The 14,879-nt window shown below is 31.2% G+C and carries 14 protein-coding genes and 1 other annotated feature; of the genes, 1 reads left to right on the top strand and 13 read right to left on the bottom strand.

The genetic code is table 11. From position 1 onward, the window contains the following. Nucleotides 1–24: 24 nt before the first annotated feature. Nucleotides 25–1,218 carry a HAMP domain-containing sensor histidine kinase gene (locus tag RDK80_RS08910; protein WP_308524084.1) on the bottom strand — a complete coding sequence of 398 codons (1,194 nt, stop codon included), beginning with the start codon at nt 1,216–1,218 and terminating at the stop codon, nt 25–27. Continuing rightward, complete coding sequence (locus RDK80_RS08905; RefSeq protein WP_094903511.1) at nt 1,211–1,897, bottom strand: response regulator transcription factor; 687 nt, start codon at nt 1,895–1,897, stop codon at nt 1,211–1,213. Before RDK80_RS08905 ends, RDK80_RS08910 begins: the two co-directional genes overlap by 8 nt. Nucleotides 1,898–2,116: 219 nt before the next feature. On the opposite strand from RDK80_RS08905, the gene RDK80_RS08900 reads away from it, so the two are divergent. Beyond that, the gene (locus RDK80_RS08900) at nt 2,117–2,551 is read left to right on the top strand and encodes an N-acetyltransferase (RefSeq protein ID WP_094903509.1); all 435 of its coding nucleotides are present in this window, start codon (nt 2,117–2,119) and stop codon (nt 2,549–2,551) included. Between the two features lie 171 nt (nt 2,552–2,722). On the opposite strand, the gene metG is transcribed toward RDK80_RS08900, so the two are convergent. From metG to thiD, 11 genes are all read right to left on the bottom strand, one after another. Further along, entirely contained in the window at nt 2,723–4,348 is a 1,626-nt protein-coding gene (gene metG / locus RDK80_RS08895) for a methionine--tRNA ligase (protein WP_308524083.1), read from the bottom strand. A gap of 59 nt (nt 4,349–4,407) precedes the next feature. After that, nucleotides 4,408–4,664, bottom strand: a binding site (T-box leader). A 113-nt stretch (nt 4,665–4,777) separates the two neighbouring features. After that, the gene (locus RDK80_RS08890) at nt 4,778–6,904 is read right to left on the bottom strand and encodes a hypothetical protein (protein ID WP_094903505.1); all 2,127 of its coding nucleotides are present in this window, start codon (nt 6,902–6,904) and stop codon (nt 4,778–4,780) included. 135 nt (nt 6,905–7,039) lie between these two features. Next, a complete protein-coding gene (locus RDK80_RS08885; protein WP_094903503.1) occupies nt 7,040–7,243 on the bottom strand; it encodes a helix-turn-helix domain-containing protein in 204 nt (67 codons plus the stop codon). A 184-nt stretch (nt 7,244–7,427) separates the two neighbouring features. Further along, nucleotides 7,428–8,792 carry a DUF6179 domain-containing protein gene (locus tag RDK80_RS08880; RefSeq protein ID WP_094903501.1) on the bottom strand — a complete coding sequence of 455 codons (1,365 nt, stop codon included), beginning with the start codon at nt 8,790–8,792 and terminating at the stop codon, nt 7,428–7,430. Continuing rightward, the gene (locus RDK80_RS08875; RefSeq protein ID WP_308524082.1) at nt 8,779–9,270 is read right to left on the bottom strand and encodes a DUF6323 family protein; all 492 of its coding nucleotides are present in this window, start codon (nt 9,268–9,270) and stop codon (nt 8,779–8,781) included. The genes RDK80_RS08880 and RDK80_RS08875 overlap by 14 nt, the downstream gene beginning before the upstream one ends. 272 nt (nt 9,271–9,542) lie before the next feature. Then, entirely contained in the window at nt 9,543–10,139 is a 597-nt protein-coding gene (locus RDK80_RS08870) for a HutD family protein (RefSeq protein WP_094903497.1), read from the bottom strand. 262 nt (nt 10,140–10,401) lie between these two features. Then, entirely contained in the window at nt 10,402–11,220 is an 819-nt protein-coding gene (locus tag RDK80_RS08865) for a MerR family transcriptional regulator (RefSeq protein WP_094903495.1), read from the bottom strand. Nucleotides 11,221–11,369: 149 nt separating this feature from the next. Continuing rightward, nucleotides 11,370–12,005, bottom strand: coding sequence for a thiamine phosphate synthase (gene thiE, locus RDK80_RS08860; protein ID WP_094903493.1), 636 nt, complete (start codon nt 12,003–12,005; stop codon nt 11,370–11,372). Beyond that, nucleotides 11,989–12,813, bottom strand: a complete 825-nt coding sequence (gene thiM, locus RDK80_RS08855; protein WP_308524081.1) for a hydroxyethylthiazole kinase — start codon at nt 12,811–12,813, stop codon at nt 11,989–11,991. Before thiM ends, thiE begins: the two co-directional genes overlap by 17 nt. Continuing rightward, nucleotides 12,797–14,008: a putative hydroxymethylpyrimidine transporter CytX gene (gene cytX / locus RDK80_RS08850; protein WP_094903489.1), complete on the bottom strand. Its 1,212-nt coding sequence runs from the start codon at nt 14,006–14,008 to the stop codon at nt 12,797–12,799. The genes thiM and cytX overlap by 17 nt, the downstream gene beginning before the upstream one ends. After that, nucleotides 14,008–14,829 carry a bifunctional hydroxymethylpyrimidine kinase/phosphomethylpyrimidine kinase gene (gene thiD / locus RDK80_RS08845; protein WP_094903487.1) on the bottom strand — a complete coding sequence of 274 codons (822 nt, stop codon included), beginning with the start codon at nt 14,827–14,829 and terminating at the stop codon, nt 14,008–14,010. Before thiD ends, cytX begins: the two co-directional genes overlap by 1 nt. Nucleotides 14,830–14,879 lie beyond the last annotated feature (50 nt).

Raw genomic sequence — 14,879 nt, 5'->3', positions numbered from 1 at the left:
TTAATGTGACATTTAAGTGACATTTTATATTTTTTGATAGAATTTAACCTTAAATCTCGCTCCACCTTCAACCTTATTTTCTGCTGAAATTTCTCCACTATGTTTTTCAACAATAGTCCTCGCCATAGAAAGGCCTATTCCAACGCTATCTTTATCAGAATTTTTGCCTTTATAAAATCTTTTGAAAATATAAGGCAAATCCTCCTTTGAAAATCCATTTCCATTGTCCTCAATCTTCACCTCTGTAAATACGGGATTAGCTTCAAGAAAAATATCTATCTTTCCATTAGCTTCTAAATGTTCAGCGGAATTTTTTATAATATTTAGAAAAGCTTCACCTAGCCAGTAGGCATCTCCCTTTATTGATATATCTTGTCCTATTATATTCAATCCTATATTCTTTTTTTCTATTAAGGGCATAATAGGCTCTATAGCTAGGTCTACTATATTTTTAATGTTTATAATCTCTTTTTTAAATTCGATTGTATCTGCATCTAATTTTGACATAGTAAGTAAGGAATTAGTCAAACTTTCCAATCTTATTATCTGTTTATTTAACCTCTGAATATATTCTTGAGTTTCCTTATTATGCTCATTGCTTTCCATTAATTGAGCCATTATATTAATAGAGGTAATTGGAGTTTTCAATTGATGTGATATATCTGCAATATTATCTTTTAAATTAATCTTATCTTGTACGGCTTGCTCCCTTAATTCCCTCAAGCTGACAACAGTTTTATATAATTCATCAGAAAGAATAGTAAAATCTTCATCAATATTTAGATTTAAGGAATACTCTCCCTTATTTGTCCTTTCAAGATAATTCTTCAATTTTTCTATATTTCTCTTTCTGTTATTGCTTAATATCCTCATATTGATATAAACCATAGAACCAACCAGTATAGAAAATAAAAAACTTATGTAAATAACAGTTTTCTTATCCTTTAAAAATATAAACTTAGTTGAACTATATCCATATCTTTTCAGGACTTCTTTTCCGATAGCAATATATTGACTATCTTCAGATTTCAATTGGCTCATAGCCAATATTTCCATATCCTTTGAACTCTCAGCTACGACTCCTATTACAGTTGATAATTTTTCAAATAACATATGTCCCAGCAAATTATAGATTAAAATACAGAATATAAATGATAGCAATAAAATAAAAATTGATATTCCTGCTTTATAAGATAAATCTTTTCTTGAGCTACTCATCTTCATTCCCCATCCTATATCCTATTCCCCTAATTGTTTTTATGATTTTAGGTTTGTTATAATCACCTTCAACCTTTTCCCTTAATCTTTTGATTGTAACTGTAAGGGTATTGTCATTAACAAAATCCCCCTCAATATCCCAGAGCCTTTCTAAAATGCGTTCTCTTGTTAAGGTTTGATTTTGATTTTCCATAAACATTTCAAGCAATTTATATTCCCTACCAGTTATATTGATTTCCTCGTTATCTTTATAAACCTTAGTTTGAGATTTTATCAGCTTTAACTCCTTACAAAACAATATATCATCTACAATATTATCTCTTTTCACTCGTCTTAAAACTGTATTTATTCTTGATTCTAATATGGATAACTTAAATGGTTTAGTAATATAATCATCTGCTCCCAAGTCTAAGCCCTTAACTATTTCCTCATCTTCATCTCTTACTGTGAGAAAAATTATTGGAATATGAGATTTAGATTTTACAAAGGAAAAAAATTCATATCCAATTCCATCTGACAGATTCATATCAAGGATAATTAAATCATAGCTTAATTTAAACTTTTCTTTTCCTTTGGCTAAGGTATCTCCTATCTCCACCTGAAAATCCTTTTTCTCCAAATATGTCTTTATTCCAAAGGATATGTTTTCATCATCTTCAATTAATAAAATTTTCTTCAATAATTTCACCTCTATAATAAATAATTAATTTACCTTTATTATATAATAAAAAAGGTCTTAGGGTAATATATCCCCTCAAAAACCTTTTTCAGCTTTAATTTTAGAATATATCCCGCTAAAAAAGTGTGATATAATGATTGATGAGGAAAAAATTGGATAATACAGTACTGGAAAATTTGCATAAGTTTCAAATCATTTATATACTACGGAGGTAATTATATGTTAAAATTAATAAACATTGATTCAGAGAATTTTTGGGAAATTATAAAACTTAAGGTAACAAAACAACAAGAAGAATTTGTGGCATCTAATACCTTTTCAATTGCTCAATCAAAAGTACAGCCAGAATGTATACCTCTAGCCATATATAATGATGAAACCCCCATAGGCTTTCTCATGTACTGTATAGACAGCATTGACAAGGAATACTGGATTTATAGAATTATGATTGACATCAAATATCAGTCAAAAGGATATGGACGACAGGCAATGGAATTGCTTATAAATAGGATTAAGGAAGACAAAAAGCACCATGTTATCTTCATTAGCTTTGAACCTGAAAATGAATGGGCAAAAGCACTTTATGAAAGCATGGGATTTACACCAGACGGCAGAGTTGTTGAAGGCGAGATTGTATACAAGCTAGAATATTAGCTGCATTCTCTTCCATCTTAAAATTATACCTTTTTAGATAATAAGTATGAATTTAGGCTTGCTTCAAAGAGTAAACCTAAATTCATATTTTGGAGCAATTTCTTATTCTGATCTCTCAGCATATCCTTCATATTTCTAAGAAAGTATAGCCAATATAACTATGACTCTAACTTAATAACGGCCTAATTTACTTAGCTCTTCCTCTATTATATTTTTATCTAACCTTTCAAATAAAATATTAAATTCACCTATTGCACTCCCTATTTTTACATCTAAATACTCCCAAGTATCTGAATCGCAATTTAACCAATACTTAACCTTATCTGATGAAAAAGGCAAAAATGGATGAAGCAAATTAGCTATATTTACTATGGCTACTAAGCAATTATAAATGGTATTGGTACATTGAATTTTATCTGTATTGATTGTAATCCAAGGAGCCGTCTCATCAAAATATTTATTTATACTTCTAATAAAATCAAATATTTTTTCTATTGATACTTTTAAATTTCCACGCTCTATGAGAATTCCAACCTCATTATATAAAATATCAATATCTGTTCTTATATTATAATCCAGCTCTCCTTTTAGTATCTCACCATTAAAGTATTTTTCCACAAATACTAAGGTTCTGTTTACTAAATTACCATATACCCCCAACAATTCTCCATTATTCTTATTAACAAATTCTCTCCAAGAAAAATCAGTATCTCTTTTTTCAGGGCCATTTACTATAAAGAAATATCTCAATGAGTCAATATTATATTTTTCAATAACATCTGGAATCCATACTGCCCAATTATTACTGGTTGATATTTTCTTTCCTTCTAGATTAACATACTCACTTGAAATTATGTTGTTTGGAAATTTATCAGCCCCAACACCGCTTAACAACGATGGTAAAATTATTGTATGGAACGGAATATTATCTTTTCCGTGAACATAATAAGCTATAGTTTTACTATCCCAAAATTCTCCCCAGTTCCTATGATTTTCTAATCCCCATTTTTTGCTTACAGTTAAATAACCTAATACTGCATCTATCCATACATATACCTTTTTATCTTCATAACCCTTAATCGGTATATCTATCCCCCATGAAAGCTGCCTTGATATAGCCCTATCCTGCAAGCCTTCATTTAAATATCTTTCTGTATTATTAACTGCATTTATTCTCCAATCTCCCCTACTTTTATCTAAATACTTCCATATTTCATTTTCAAACTTTGATAGTCTAAAGAATAATTGTTTTACATTTTTAATTATTGGCTCACTTCCACAAAGTTTGCATTTTCTGTCTCCAAGCTCAAGCGGCTCTAAAATAGTGGAGCAAGCATCACATTGATCCCCCCTAGCAATACTTTTACACACTGGACAAATACCCTCCACAAATCTGTCAGCCAAGAATTGAGTACACTTTTCACAAAATAACTGCTCTACTTCTTTTTCATATATCAAATTATTATCATATAATATGCTGATAATATTCTGAACCTCTTTCCTGTGATATTCATCATCAGTCCTAGAATATATATCATAAGAAAATCCCAACCTATCAAAGCAATATTTAAATTCATTATGATATTTATCAGTAATTTCTCTGGGAGATACATTTTCTTTCTTAGCTCTTATGGATATTGGTGTACCGTGGCAATCACTTCCTGATACATACAATACATTTTCACCTTTGACTCTAAAATATCTTGCTATAACATCTCCTGGTAATAATGCAGCTATATGTCCTATATGCAATGATCCATTGGCATATGGCCATGCTCCTCCTATAAAAATCCTCATAATTTTCCCTCCTATTATTTTTTAATAAATATAAAAAACTCCCGAACCTAAGAAATAATCTTAGGAACGAGAGTTTAACTTCGCGTTACCATCCTAATTTACCTATATCTCACGATATAAGTCTCATCAAGTACGTCACAAGCAATGTGATTATACTCTATCACTATAACGGGTGAACCCGTTGCAGCCTAAATCTTACGATCTCGGTGCACAACTCCAAGGCCATTTTCACTTTAATCTTCTTTGCCCCTTCTCACCAACTAGGAGCTCTCTGTAAAAGCATTCTTAAAGCTACTTTCCTTTTCTTCGTATTTCAATTATTATGTGTATTATATTCTATATTATAATTAAAGTAAATATGATTTATTAATTTTCTAACATTTCCATCCCACTAATAACATCTAATGTAAGATAATTAAGTAAATTAATCTATTTAATTTCTATCCCATCTTCTATAGATAGAATATTGGAAATAATAGCTGTACCTTTTACAACTTTTTCCTCCACTTTAGGCACCATCGAAGGATTAGATGGATATTTTTTTCCATCAAATTTCATTCTGGCATAAGAAAATTCTGTCCCTCCACCTGCTACCTGCATTATAATATCATTCCAACCATTTATTTTATCTTCACTTATTATAATTGGATTTCTTGCTAATGTGAATTTAGATATTACTTCATAACTTTCTTCCTCAATTATTAAAGCTGTAGATCCACCTGAACCTGATACAGATTCTCCTAATAAGTAAACGAAGATTTCTTTTTTACCGTCTCCATTAAGATCAATATAATTATAAGAATATGCAATCTTTCCATCTTGATTTTTATCATACTCTAAATAATCAATAATAGCTTTTTCTAATTTTTCATTTCTTTCAGTTTCGGAAGATTTATATTTAATACCTGAAAAATCTATTGTATTTGATTTAAGTTCTATTATCTCATCTTCATTTATTATTTGGTTCATCTTATCTATTAAATCCTCTGTAACTTTATTACCATTTTTGGCTACTTCTTCTGTATAAGTCTTCAATATATCGTGTAATATTAAATACTCATAATCTTTCATTGCCTTATTATAACTTTTAAGAGTATCAGAATTCACCTTATGAGTTGTAAGATCGTGGGTCGAGAAAATATAGCCTCTCAAGTACCATTCATGCATTTGATTAACTTCTGGTAAATACTTAGAATAAGGATACATCAACATAAACTCTTCCATAGCTGCAATTCTTGAAGCCATTTCATCTAATGGTATTTTAACATATTCTTCAGAAAGTCCTGGTTTATTAGATTCTGCTGCAAATATCTTTAAATAATCACTAATCTCACTACTTACAAAGTCACTAAAATTTAAAAACTTCTCGTAACCTATAACAAAATAGTAACTTCCTTCGGCCGTAGCCACTTTTAATCCCATACTGTTGGCATTTAGAAGTAATTCTTTCAAATCTTTTTCCTTTGAAAAAACAGAAGCATTTTCAATAATGTTTACATCATTTAAATCAGTGGCTTTTAATTTATATGTTTTCATGATGCCTTGATTTTCAAACATTTTATATCTTTCCTGATATTTATTAAAGGTAGTATTCATTGAACTAAGTTCTTCATTTAAAGCTGACAAGTATGTCCTAATCCCTTCACTATTATCTCTTATAGAAAGTTTATCTTTATTTTCATTTAAATAATCAAATGCTTTTGATAAATTCCCTTTATTTATAAATTCATTATAATTAGATACTATTTTTTTATCTGTTTTTTCTTCTTTAGGTTCTCCTACCTTCTCATATTTCACAAAATTAACTCCATCTTTTCCATCCCATTTATACCATATATTAATCTTTTCTGAGTTGACAGAACTGCTATCCGCAGATTCAGGATCAATTTCTTGTATGGAAAATTCAAGTATCCCATCCTTATCAATATCTTTTATCTCACCATCTGGATATACTGATAAAAGATTTGCTTTTTTAGAGCTTATTCTATTAACTAATTTATCATTCTCAAGAGTAAAAAGATAAAATTGTCCTGAATGTGCTCCTACATTGGAATTTATAAAAATCGCATTTTTTCCTGTTTTTCCTTCTCCTATAATTATATTTTCAACTCCATTATCATAATTCATAGAAACTCTATCTATTTCCTTATACTCACCATCTTTATATTTATATAATACTAATGTCCCTTCATCATCCATGTTGCTGAAATCTCTTTGCTCATACACTATAATTTCAGGAATGTTATCCCCATCTAAATTACCTATATTAAAATGTTTACTTATTTTTCTCTCATTTTCCTTACTATATTTTGTTAAAAGATTAACTCCTAACTCATTAGCTAAATTCATATATTTATTATCTTTTATATAATCGTAGCTTTTATCATTTTTATTAATAATTGCAGATATTGAGCTTTGTAATCTGTCACTTGCTTTAGTCTGTTCTGCCATAGCTGTAATTCCACTCAAATATCCCAGTGATGCTTGTGGTAGTGGTGCAATAGCTATAGTAAAACCTAATGTAACTGAAGCAATTCTTCTTATTTTCTGTCTCATTTTTTATTCTCCTTTTTTATTGAATTAACTTTATTATATAACTAAGAAATCTAGGAGTATTTACAAAAAAATTACATAATAATTACATAATGGAATCAAATTAAATAAATATTCTTCTTATCTCCCATTTTATTTTTAATTATAATTATTTTCCTTCAATATTTCTTTGAAATAATATACATGTAGTGGTAAAAAAGTAATATCGGGATAACTTTGTCCTGTTTCCCATTTAGAAATAGAGGCCTTTGAAACATCGATATACTTTGCTAATTCTTCTTGAGTAATGCCTTTTTCTTTTCTCTTAACTATTAGTGTTTTTACAATATTTATTTCCTTCATCTAATCACCTCTTGCTTTAATTATAACTTTCTGTTATTAAAAGCTCAGAGGATTTACAGTTGATTTTGAGGGTCTGACATTTATTGCATACTCTTCAATATTTTGATACCAAACTCCATGAGCCTTAGTAAAGAGTTGACTGAAACAACCAGATTTAATTGTATTCTCATTCCACATAAAAAGATTATCCATCAATAAGGACATTCACCATTTTAAAAATCCGTCCTTTTCTATCTGTTGAAAGGTTATCTATATACTTTTGTAAATCTAACCGTAGCTCATGTTCAGCCTCAGATAAATCTATAGCTTGAATATCCGATTTGAATGGATGACGCTTAATGAGTGCAGCGACTTCAATATCTTCAAGTATATCAAAGACTAGAGCTTTCTCTTCTCCATTTAATTCTGCATCAAAAAGTATATCTTCTAAATCATTAAATGACTCTACGTTTTCTTTTATAATTGCAATCTTATTCAATGAATATTCACAGACTAATAATTGATTAATTAATTTTCTATAATCTTCATCCTCCATCTTTACACCAGATGAAAACTTGATCTTCGGCTTCAAGTCAGGATTAATTGGAGTTACAAATACTTTATCCAAAGCATTTGTCTTAATTCCATAGGCAATATTAGATGTGACTTTGTGTAAGCTTCTTTCAATATACTCTTGAACTAAAGGATTTGTAATATTCATCTTTTCAATTAATTTTTTAGCCGCATTTTGAATCTTCAAGGCAAGTGAATAATTAGTATCCTTTGATAGCTCTCTATTTAAAAATTGAATTTCATCTTTTGAAATATCCAATTTTTTAATACTTTTATTGGCAAGCAAGCACCCTAGCCCCGCCGTCAATACATGTTCAAAGATATTAATTAGCAAATCTTTATATCCTTCGTCATATCCATAAAGAAGATAGTGAATATCTTGTGTATCAAAATTTCTACAAAACTCATTTTCAATAAGCAAACCCTCAAGATATTTGTGAATAAATTCAATCCCCTCCAAATTAATCACTGGATTACAGAGCTGATAATCTATTGATGCAGGAGTCTCATGAGCCTCATAATCTGGATTATATGACCTAAAAAAAATTCCTATTCCATCATCATCAAGGGTTGCATTATAAGTGTAATTTAATGTAAAAACCTTATTCTTTTTAGCCAGCTTGTAGATATGTTTTACAGTACGAATTTTCTCATCAATCAAATCTCTCCCCTTCTTATAAATTTCATCAATCCTTGTTGATTTGAGTTCACTAACCGCACTGTCAGCATCAGGTAATGATTTTAAATATAGTCCTATTGTGTACAGATTGGATTTCATTATATTTTCAGCAACCTCTACTCTTATGGAACTACTTTCGCCACCATTATAATTCTCACTTTTATATGCTAAAAAATCAATGCATTGCAACTGAATATTTTCAATATCTGAATCATATAAAAGCCCACAAGCATATGCCTCTTGCAGAATCGAAATAAAATACGATTCTTCATTCAAATTATTACTATCAATGATATGTCGATTTTTAATATTCACCATATTCATCCTCCTCATATTCTTCCAAATCCTCCGAATAATCCGGAGGATATCCATATCTTAAGTTATGAGCCATATTAGCAAGTTCTCTTTCTGAAAGTAACTCCAATGATCCCTGACATTTTCCATCAAAGCTATTCTTCATAAATTTTATCAATTCATCATCGTTCATCAAATCAAGTGTTTCATTTTTATAAAAATAAAAGATTTCCGTAAGTTCGTGAAGTGTTTCAGCATAGTTATACATAGAAATATGAGGAGAATCACAAAATTCTTTAATTATCTTGTTGATGGAGCCTCCTCCAAATTCAATCCGACCATTGGTTTTTAATGCCAGAGCACGGGTTTCAACTAGTTCAACAGCATCATGATGGGATAAAGTCAGCCTAAACTGAGCAGTAAAATCATTACATCTTTCTATTTCTGCCACAGCTTGTTTTAGTATCAAGGATGAACCTAAGCTAGTTATTTCGAATAACAAAATAAATCTCCTCCTATGCTAAATTATTTTTATTTTTTTCAATATCCTATTGACACACCTTTTAAAATGTGTTATGATAATAATATATGATTATTTTTTGATTTATTGCGTATCCTATATCATATCACGTACAAATATAAAAAGCAATAAAATAATTACAGCGAACAGTCATGTTCGTTTTTTAATTATTTTATTGCTTTTATTGTTATTCCTGTATATCAATAAACAAAGACATAATATCTAAAATACAGCAAATGCTCTTCTATGCTTAATTATATATATACCTTTGCTATTAAAATATTAGCTGGATTTTCAGATCTTAGTTTTAGATTTAGAGTATTATTATTAGACCTAACTAAAAGAGTTTGAAATGGGCTAATAGGATTTGTATCTCCATTGATATCAACATATACCCCATTATCCCAAGCATATATGAAACAAAAGGCTTCCTTAAAATCGAAAGAAATTTCTTCTACTACTAAATGTTCTTTGTCTATATAAATGCTCTCAAGCTGCCCTTTAGCTCCATTCCTAAGCATCAAATTAAAATCTCTTACCATACCATAGCTAGTAGTATCTGTTGCTCCATTAAATTCGTATACTTCAAAGGGCTTTAGATTGATATATTCTTTATGATTATGTGTTAATTTAAGCTCATCATCAAGTGGCGTAATAAATCTATTTACTCCTTCTAATTTAGTAAACTCTGATTTTTCTAATTCTACTATGGCAGAGCTTAATCTAAATTTAAAATTAAGTTCTTTATAATTTGAACCTTCTGGATAGATAAATATTTGAGTAGTCTTACCTCCTGACCATTCCGTTGTTATATAATCATCTTCTTTAATTAACCTTGTATTAATCTCCATTTTATTCCCCTTATTATTATGATAGTCTTGCACATCCTTACATGGGATTTATATTAAAATGTTCTGCTGCCTGACGTGCAGAATAATCTGTACTATGCATATATTCTATAACAGATAGTTTGAAATCGCCACTATAAGTTTGACTTTTAACTAAATATTAGATCTTTTCTCTAACTTTTAGAAATCAGTTCATAGCGGGTAGTATTTATAAAACATCAAAAAATCGTCCGTATTTATAACAGACGATTTTTGTCATTTCATTTTATTTCTTTTTCACAGGGTAGCATACTTCCGTTACCCACTCTTCAGGATTCTGTGTTTCATAGGGACTAACATGGTAAATACAGAAGGATAAACCATTAAATTCATATCCATTATCTCGAATCCAATTGGCTACAGCTTCATTCACTTCTATAACTTGGTCATAACTTCCCTTGTAGGTAGCTGATGCAATTTGAATGGGAGCAACGGTCTTAAATTTAACATTTTCAGTGTCTTCATAATTTCCACGCACTGATTTCTGAACTTCTACATCTACTCCGCTTTCCTTATACTCTCCATCATGAAAGATAGCTAAGGTATAGCACGGTTCACCATCTTGCATATGAAGAGATGCTGTTTCTTCCATGAGAATATTCCAAAGCATTCCTTCCTGATCATAGTTAGGAATTATCTTACGTACACTTGCCACATATCTTTCAGGAAGTTCTTTTAACGTTACATTGTAATTCATTGTCTTATCATCCTTTCCAAGTCTCTGAATAGTAGTCTCAATGAGCAGTAAACGTCGATTTATTTCCTCCGCTTGTTCTTGAATTTCTGTCTGTTTTAACAATAAATATTCCTTTAGAGCCTGTGGATTTTCATAATTTTTCAGTATTTTAGAAATAGATGCTAGGCTAAATCCCATATCTTTTAGTGCATTAATACGACCTGCAAGAGGCAATTGTGCTTCACTGTAATACCTATAACCTGTAAAATCATCTATACTCTCGGGAATAAGTAAACCAATCTCATCATAATGACGTAGCATTCTTATACTGATCATTGATAGTTTTGAAAAATCACCTATTTTTAACATTTATCTTACCTCACATATATGTGTTTTTTGAGCTCAATTATAGTATAAAGTATGCCATAGTGTAAGAGTCAACAAATAATTTAAAAATTATCTGTTGATTCTTGAAAACTATACCATCTAAATCAAATATATAATTCTAAAAGCAGTCATCAATTTTTTCCTTTCCTAAACATACTTTTTAACTCCTTAGCCGCTTCTTTTATATCTGGCTGTGAAATAATAGCTGAGACCACTGCAAGCCCATGGATACCTATGCCTTCAAATTTTGGTATTGTAGTCTTATTAATTCCTCCAATCACCACAATAGGCAGTTTAATATGTTCTCGTATTCGTGCAAGTTCATCTATGGATGTAATCTTTGCATCTGTTTTCGTACCAGTTGTAAACATTGCTCCGACACCAAGATAGTCTGCATCCTCTGACTGCGCCTTTATTGCTTCTTCAAAGGTAGATGCAGATACACCAAGAATTTTATTGTCACCAATCAATTTTCTTGCAATGGTTACAGGTAGGTCACTCTGACCAATATGTACACCTGCAGCGTCAACCGCTAATGCAATATCAATTCGGTCATTAATAATTAATGGAGTCTGATATCTATCTGTAATTTCTTTTATTTTCGTTGCTATTTCAAAAAACTCTAAAGATGAACAATTTTTCTCTCTCAATTGTATTACCGTACAACCGCCTAAAATGGCTTGCTCTACAGCAGTTTCCAGTTTTTCTGTACTCATAAGCTCTCTATCTGTTATAAGATAAAGTGTATAATCAATATTTGATTTCATCTATCTTCGCCCTTTCTACAAAATATGTGCTATCCATATTTGATAAAGTATCAATGATACCAATATGAAAGCTACCTGTTTCCATTTCTCTAGTTTTTTCAAACGAAATCTCACCAGCAATTCCCATTGCAGTAATTCCTGTAACCGTTGCTGTATAATGATCCTTTGTTATACCGCAGAAACTACCTGCAAGTGCAGATGTCATACAGCCTGTACCAGTTACTTTGGAAAGCAGTTTATGACCATTGGCTACTTTAGCAACACGAATGCCATCTGAAATGATATCTACCTGTCCTGTAATTCCTACAACACAAGAATATTTATTAGCCACTGACTTCGCAATAGCTTCCGCATCATTTCTTTCATCTGCTTTTGAAGTGTCAACTCCTTTTGTAGAAACACTTAGTCCAGCTACAAAGGAGATCTCTGATAAATTTCCACGAATTACATCTATTTTTACTTCTGAGAGAATTTCCTGCGTTGCTTTGTTTCGCAGTGAGGAGGCACCTGCTCCAACAGGATCTAAAACTACGGGAATATGAAGTTCATTGGCTTTTTTTCCTGCTATAATCATTGAAGTAATAGTTCGTTGATTTAGAGTTCCTATATTAATTACAAGAGCAGAAGATATTGAAACGATTTCTTCTACTTCTGCAACATCATCTGCCATAATAGGAGATGCTCCTATTGCCAAAATGGCATTTGCACAATCATTTACTGTCACATAATTAGTGATATTGTGAATCAGTGGATTTTTTATCCTGACTTCGCGGAGTAAGTCCATGCAAGCATTAGTTAAGTGATTCATTAGTATTTCCAACCTTTCTTTTATTTATAATGAAGCATATAACACCCATTGCTACCATTACAGGTAACGTGATTCCTATAATAGAGTTATAAGGCATAAGTAAACGATAAACGATAAATCCAATCACCCATAAAATTATGTTTCTTATGCTATGGGAGCGACTAGGGTCTATATCTTTTTTATGCAGCAGAAAATAATCCACAAACAGGATGGCAAATAAAGGTGCAAATACAGAACCTATAAGATATAAAAAATTCTCATATTGACTAATAGGAACAAACATTGCAAGTAATGAACCTACGACACATGCAATAACAGCAGCAAACTTTTCATTTACCTTTTTATTTAAATTCGCTGTGCTTACTCCTGCAGAATAAACATCGAGAAATGTAGTGGTAACTGTGGAAAATAGAACAATTACAAGAGCAACCAAGCCAAGTCCTGCAGACATTAATATGGCTGTAATATCCGATGTGCCAGCGTAAATTGCTGCACCGAGTCCAATTACAAACATCACTGTACTACCAACAAAATAACTTATTACACTCCACAAAGTACCTGTGATTTTCTTCTCCAACTTTCTTGTATAATCAGATATAAGAGGAAGCCAAGAAAGGGACATAGCTACATTAAGTTCAACCGCCGTGCCAAAGTTTATAGTTTCTTCCATTACAATTACTCCACTAGTATTTTTGAAAACCGTAAAACCAAGAATAATTGTAAATATAAACAAGACCGTCATCACTACAGTATTTAATTTTGACAGATTTTTAATACTAATTACTACCCAAATACAAATAAGTAATCCAATAACCATACACCATAACTTTTCATTCTGATAGCCCCAAAGATGATTTGTAATTCCATCAAATGCTTTTGCTCCGTTAATAATCATAATCGCAGTCCAACCAAGAAGCTGTAATATATTAATCCACGAAAACCCAAAGGACCCATATTTACCAAAAGAAATACGAACAGATTCAGCGGCAGAAAGACCAGTTTTTGCACCAATCAGTCCCGCTGGAAAAAGAATAGCCCCTCCAATTACATGTCCAATAATAATAGCCCAAATACCTTGGACTAGTCCCAAAGGAGCAAGTAAAGCTCCTGTCATAATTTCAGCAATCGATACTGCTGCACCGAACCATAATAATATTTGACTAAAGGTAGACACCTTTTGATTTTCACTTTTCATTATAAATCTCCTTTACTTTCCTTAATTTTCAAACCATTTTTATATAGCTCATAAAAATGATGTGTTGGCCCATTACCCTTACCAATGTTTAACGAATGCTCAATTGCTGTAGTAATATATTTTTTAGCCTGCTTTACAGCAATAGGCATAGTCATACCAAGTGCAAGATTGGAAGCAATAGCCGAAGAGAAAGTACAACCTGTTCCATGAGTATTTTTTGTATTTATACGCTGGGTTTCAAAATAATAGAACTCTTTACCGTCATATAAAATATCCAGTGCATCTCCAATAGCATGACCACCTTTAACAAGAACATTTTTACACCCCATATCATAAATAAGCTTTGCTGCTATTTTCATATCTTCTGTACTGCTTATCTTAATATTTGATATCTTCTCAGCCTCTGGGATATTAGGTGTAAGTAAATCAGCATAAGGTAGTACAACCTTGATCAACGTATCTATGGAATCGGGGTCCATAAGCGGGCAACCATTTTTCGCATACATTACAGGATCAATTACAACATTACACGGCTTATATTGCTCCAGTTTTCTTGCTACTGCCTCCATACAAAGTTGTGTAGACAGCATACCAATTTTCACAGCGTCAACCTCAATATCCTCAAATACTGCATCAATCTGCTTCTCAATCATATCTGGAGTAATATCTTGTATATCGATAACACGGCTCGTATTTTCTGCTACTACTGAAACAATGACACTCATTCCAAACACCCCATGTGCAGAAAACGTCTTTAAATCTGCTTGTATCCCAGCACCTCCACTGCAATCTGATCCAGCAATACTAAGTACCTTTTTCATTGAAACTCCTCCCTTTGTTCTTTATATATAATAAATTAGGGCACTTCTCT

It is taken from the genome of uncultured Tissierella sp. (assembly GCF_902479755.1).
GTDB classification, from domain to species: Bacteria; Bacillota; Clostridia; order Tissierellales; family Tissierellaceae; genus Tissierella; species Tissierella carlieri.
The sequence above is the reverse complement of the archived record's forward strand: the minus strand, read 5'-3'. Positions and strand labels throughout refer to the sequence as shown.

Excerpts from the sequence above, each read along its gene's own strand:
- RDK80_RS08910 (WP_308524084.1), bottom strand. The coding sequence starts at position 1,218 with ATGAGTAGCTCAAGAAAAGATTTATCTTATAAAGCAGGAATATCAATT.
- RDK80_RS08900 (WP_094903509.1), top strand. The coding sequence starts at position 2,117 with ATGTTAAAATTAATAAACATTGATTCAGAGAATTTTTGGGAAATTATA.
- metG (WP_308524083.1), bottom strand. The coding sequence starts at position 4,348 with ATGAGGATTTTTATAGGAGGAGCATGGCCATATGCCAATGGATCATTG.
- RDK80_RS08890 (WP_094903505.1), bottom strand. The coding sequence starts at position 6,904 with ATGAGACAGAAAATAAGAAGAATTGCTTCAGTTACATTAGGTTTTACT.
- RDK80_RS08885 (WP_094903503.1), bottom strand. The coding sequence starts at position 7,243 with ATGAAGGAAATAAATATTGTAAAAACACTAATAGTTAAGAGAAAAGAA.
- RDK80_RS08880 (WP_094903501.1), bottom strand. The coding sequence starts at position 8,792 with ATGGTGAATATTAAAAATCGACATATCATTGATAGTAATAATTTGAAT.
- RDK80_RS08870 (WP_094903497.1), bottom strand. The coding sequence starts at position 10,139 with ATGGAGATTAATACAAGGTTAATTAAAGAAGATGATTATATAACAACG.
- RDK80_RS08865 (WP_094903495.1), bottom strand. The coding sequence starts at position 11,220 with ATGTTAAAAATAGGTGATTTTTCAAAACTATCAATGATCAGTATAAGA.
- thiE (WP_094903493.1), bottom strand. The coding sequence starts at position 12,005 with ATGAAATCAAATATTGATTATACACTTTATCTTATAACAGATAGAGAG.
- thiM (WP_308524081.1), bottom strand. The coding sequence starts at position 12,813 with ATGAATCACTTAACTAATGCTTGCATGGACTTACTCCGCGAAGTCAGG.
- cytX (WP_094903489.1), bottom strand. The coding sequence starts at position 14,008 with ATGAAAAGTGAAAATCAAAAGGTGTCTACCTTTAGTCAAATATTATTA.
- thiD (WP_094903487.1), bottom strand. The coding sequence starts at position 14,829 with ATGAAAAAGGTACTTAGTATTGCTGGATCAGATTGCAGTGGAGGTGCT.